Origin of the sequence: Kitasatospora sp. NPDC056783, assembly GCF_042789895.1 — a bacterium.
GTDB lineage: Bacteria > Actinomycetota > Actinomycetes > Streptomycetales > Streptomycetaceae > Kitasatospora.
In genome coordinates, this window is the sequence record NZ_JBHUAF010000525.1 from 1 (window position 1) to 4,724 (window position 4,724).

Annotated in this window: 4 protein-coding genes; all 4 read left to right on the forward strand. The window is 74.3% G+C overall.

Translation table 11 applies throughout. The annotated features are described in order from the left end of the window. The first annotated feature begins 16 nt into the window (after nucleotides 1-16). Nucleotides 17-790 (forward strand): SDR family NAD(P)-dependent oxidoreductase, encoded by a 774-nt coding sequence (locus ACFRMQ_RS38385; protein WP_380735517.1) that lies wholly within the window; start codon nucleotides 17-19, stop codon nucleotides 788-790. A 318-nt stretch (nucleotides 791-1,108) separates the two neighbouring features. Then, complete coding sequence (locus ACFRMQ_RS38390; RefSeq protein WP_380735518.1) at nucleotides 1,109-2,392, forward strand: MFS transporter; 1,284 nt, start codon at nucleotides 1,109-1,111, stop codon at nucleotides 2,390-2,392. A gap of 13 nt (nucleotides 2,393-2,405) precedes the next feature. Continuing rightward, nucleotides 2,406-3,437, forward strand: a complete 1,032-nt coding sequence (locus tag ACFRMQ_RS38395) for a hypothetical protein (protein WP_380735520.1) — start codon at nucleotides 2,406-2,408, stop codon at nucleotides 3,435-3,437. Between the two features lie 300 nt (nucleotides 3,438-3,737). Further along, nucleotides 3,738-4,724 (forward strand): ATP-grasp domain-containing protein (locus ACFRMQ_RS38400; RefSeq protein WP_380735521.1); only part of this gene is annotated, 987 nt, incomplete at its 3' end.

The window sequence follows — 4,724 nt, forward strand, 5'->3', positions numbered from 1 at the left end:
GGAGAGGGATCCTCCGATGCAGATCGATCTCAGTGGACGGACCGCGCTGGTCACCGGATCGACGGCGGGAATCGGCGCGGCGGCGGCCCGGAACCTCGCCGCCGCCGGCGCCGACGTGGTCGTCAACGGCCGCAACCCCGACCGCGTCGCGGAGACGGCGAAGCGGATCGGCGGGCGCGGCATCGCGGCCGACGTCGGCACGGCGGAGGGGACGGCCGAGCTGATCCGGCAACTGCCCGACGTCGACATCCTGGTCAACAACACCGGCATCTTCGAGACCAAGCCCGTCTTCGAGATCAGCGACGAGGACTGGCTGCGCTTCTACCAGGTCAACGTGCTCTCCGGGGTGCGCCTGGCCCGCCACTACGCGCCGCGGATGGTCGGGCGCGGCTGGGGCCGCGTGATCTTCGTCAGCAGCGAGGCCGGTGTCCAGACGCCGCCCGACATGGTCCAGTACGGGGTGACCAAGACCGCGCAGCTGGCCGTGTCCAGGGGAATGGCCCAGGAGGTCGCCGGCACCGGGGTCACGGTGAACTGCGTGCTCCCCGGGCCCACGATGAGCGACGGCGTGCTGGCCATGTTCGACGAGCTCTACCCCGGCCTCGACCCCGCCGAGCAGGAACGGCGCTACCTGGCCGAGAACCGCGCCGCCGCCTCCCTGCTGCGCCGCCTGATCCGCCCCCACGAGGTCGCCAACATGATCACGTACGTGGCCTCCGAGCAGTCCTCGGCCACCACCGGCCGCGCGCTCGGCGTCGACGGGGGCCTCCTGCCCACGATCCTGCCCTGACCGGGCGGCGGCGCCGGGTCAGCGCGCGGCCCCGGACGCGCCCGCAGCCCGGTGCGGCGTTCCGGTGCGGCGTCCGAATGCCGCCAGCGCACGGGCCGTCCAGCGGCGACGATCGGAACAGCTCGACCGTCCGCCGCCCACGGCCCGCCCCGCTCGGGGGGCGTGGGCGGGCGCCGCCCGGCCCGGCCCCGAGCGCCCCCCCCACCCCCGCGCCCCCCCCGCGGCAGCGCCGGTCCCCCGCCCGCCCACGGACCCCACCCGGCAGCCTTCGGCGGCCGAACCAACCCCACGCCACCACCCCTTCGCAGGAGACCGCCCTTGCCCCACCCGAACGCCGCCGGCCAACGCCACCACCGAGCCGCCAGCGCGGTCGACCGAGACTGGCTGCTGCGCTGCTACACCCTGCGCGCCAGCGACTCGCTCGCCGCCGCCGTGGTGATGTACGCCGTGCCGCTGCTCGTCCTTACCCTCACCCACTCGCCCGGATGGGCCGGGGCCGCCTTCTTGCTGGAGTGGTTTCCCCGCCTCGTCGCCGTCGCGGGCGCCGCTCCCATCATCGACCGCTACAGCCCCCGCACCGCCGTCCTGGCCACGAGCCTGATGCGCGGCGTCGGCGCCCTTGCCACGCTGATCGGACTGACCGTCGGCGCCGGGCCGTGGCTGGTCCTCCTCTTCGGAGTGCTCACCGGCATGCTTGCCGAAGCCGCCTACCTCGCCAACGAAGCCGTGGCCGCCGAAGCCGGCCGCCGCGCGGGCGAGCGCGCCCACCGTGTCCAAGCCGTCTTCACCGGTACCGACCAGGCCGCCCTCCTGATCGGCCCGATGATCGGCGGCCTGCTCCTGCTCGCCGGACCGGCCCTGCTGCTGGTGACCGTCGTGATCCTGTCCGCTGTCACTGCCACCGTCGCCGCGAGCGTGCGCACCCACCGCCCGCACCTGCACGTCGTCACCGACCCCGTCGCCAGCCACCCGCTGGCCAGCCTCGCCACCGGCCTGGGCACCCTGCGCCGAACCCCCGCCCTGGCCTGGCTGGTCGGAGCACTGGCCTGCGTCAATCTGGCCAGCGGCCTGCTCCAGGTCTCCGCCCCCATCACCGTCACCCGGGCCCTGCACCACTCCACCGCCGCCGTCGGCACCGTGTGGAGCATCGCCGCCGCCCTCTCACTGGCCGCCGTCGCCGCCGCCTACCGAGCCATCGACCGCTTCGGCCTGTTCACCGTCGGCGTTACCGCGACCGCCGCCATGTGCACCGCCACCCTTGCCAGCGCCCTGGCACCCAACCTCCCCCTCTACGCCACCGCCGTCGGACTGCTGATGGCCGGCGAGGGCACGGTGACCGTCGTCCTGCGCACCGCCCGCGCCCGCCTCATCCCCGCCAGAGCCTTCGGCGCCACCCTCGCCACCACCGTCCTGCTCGTCCTCGCCCCGCTCCCGCTCGCCGGCCTCCTGGTCGCCCTGTGCCCCGCCAGCCACCTGAGCCTGTTGGTAGCAGCGACCGGAGTCCTCGTCTCGGCCGGCACCTTCGCCTGCTTCCGCGGACTACGCACCCACCGCACCACCTGGGAACCCCACGACGCCGACCGGCCCCTGAAGGCCGCCTGATCCGGAGATCACCGTGCCCCACGACCCGACCGCCCACATCGACCATGCCGACCTGACCCCCGCGGACTTCGCGACGTTCGAGCAACTGCGCGCCCACCTCCCCACCACCCACCCGCGCTGGGAACTGGTCTACGGCATCAACTCCTTCACCCCCGAGGGCCGGTGGGCGAGCACCGAAGCCCTCTTCGAGCTGACCGGCTCGGACCCCGGGGTGGCCGGACGGTTCGCGCGCGTGTACTTCGACGAACACGGCAACGCCCTCCCGGACCGACCGGCAGACCCCGTCACCTCGCCGCTCGCCGAAGACCTGGCCGGCCATCTGCCCGGCTGGTCGGTCCGCCCCCTGCCACTCCACCCGGGCCGCGACCTCGCCGACCTGAACGACCGGGCCTGGTGCTGGTCCTGGCCCGGCTTCACCAGCACCACCGCACCGCACACCGCCCTCGCCCTCACCGGCCCTGCCGGTGAGCACCTGCTCGCGGTCCGGCCGGGCGCGGACACCCCGCTCCTCGTCGGCGCGGCCCGCCCCGACGATGCCCATCACCTCATGGGCGAACCGGAGCCGACCACGCCGGTCAGCTTCGCGATGGAGACGGACACGGCCACCACGGCGGCCCAGATCACCGGCACCATCGCACCGCGCTACCGGCAGGCGCTCTGGAAGGCCCGCTCGCAGGCCGCGACCGAAGCCGTGCTCGGCCTCCAGGACCTGAGCGACGCTCTGGTCGGGGACCACCCATGGTCCGATGATCGCTACCGACACGTTCAGGTCTTCGAATCCGAGCACGACCGCAACCGCATGGCCTGGTGGCACATCGAGGTGCTCCTCGACACCGGGCCGTACGTCGTCGGCGGCATCCGATCCGCCACTCGCATCGAAGAGCACCTCGACCCGCTCGTCGGGCCCGACCTGCGACGCCTCCACACCGTCGAGGAAGCGCTCGCCCACCTCCAGGAGATCCAGGACGGCTGGCTCGCCGCGCAAGCGGCAGCTCCGGCCGCGACCGCAGCACCGCCACCCGTCCGGCACCGGCCCGCCCGCTGACCGCCCACCCGGCCTGTTGCCCACCGCGTCCGAACAGGGCCGCCCGCCCACCGACTGACCCACGGAGAGACCCTGACCAGCACCACCCCGACCCTCCTGCTCGTCTCCTCGGGCACCGAGAAGTACCGCCGCCACGCGCTGGAGCAGATCGCCGAGCACCACCGCGTCGCCCTCCTCGCCCAGGACGAGCCGACCTGGCAACTGCCCTACATCGCCGACCACGAGGTCACCGACACCCGCGACCCGGACCAGACCCTGGCCGCCGCCGAGCACCTCGCCACCCGCCACCGGATCACCGGCGTGCTCACCTGGGACGAGTACGCCCAGCACAGCGCCGCCCGCCTCGCCGCCGCCTTCGGCACCTTCGGCAACTCCGAGGCCACCGCCGCCACTTGCCGGAACAAGGCCGCCAGCCGCGCGGCCTTCGCCGCCGCCGACGTCCCCTCCGCCGCCGGCATCCGCGCCGACTCCCTCGACCAGGCCCTCGCCGCCGCCGAGCGCATCGGGTACCCCGTCGTCGTCAAACCGGCCGCCGGGGCGGGCAGCATCGGGGTACGCCGGGTCGACGACTCCACCGGCCTCTCCGACGCCTACACCCAGGCCGCCACCCACGCCGACGACGGCTTCGGCGTCCTCGTCGAGGAATACCTGGACGGGCCGGAGATCTCGGTCGAGTGCGTCACCGTCCTCGGCGTGACCACGCCCGTCGCCGTGACCCGCAAGCACCTCGGGCCTGCGCCGTGCTTCGAGGAGACCGGCCACAGCGTCGAAGCCGGAGACCCGCTCCTCGCCCTGGTCGGCCCCGTCGCGGTGCAGGCCCTGGACGCCGTCGGCTTCGCCAACGGCGTCGCCCACGTCGAGATGCGGCTCGTCGACGGCGGCAGCACCCCCCGCCTGACCGAGGTCAACGGGAGCCTGGCCGGGGACCTGATCCCCCTTCTGGTTCGCGAGGCCACCGGCATCGACCTGCCGCTCGCCGCCGCCGACATCGCCCTCGGCCTGCAGCCCGACCTCACCCCCACCCGGCGCCGGGCCGCCGCCATCCACATGGCCTACGCCCCCGCCACCGGCCGCCTCACCCGCGCGACGGCGAACCCCGCACTGCGCGAACGGCCTTGGCTGGAACGCCTCGTCTGGGAGAAGCAGAGCGGCGACCACGTCGCACTGCCGCCCGCCGGCAACCTCGGCACCGCCCGCGTCGCCCACCTCGTCGCCCGCGACACCACCGCCGAGCGCTGCCTCCAGCACCTCGCGGACGCCACCCGCGACCTCGACATCACTGTCGAC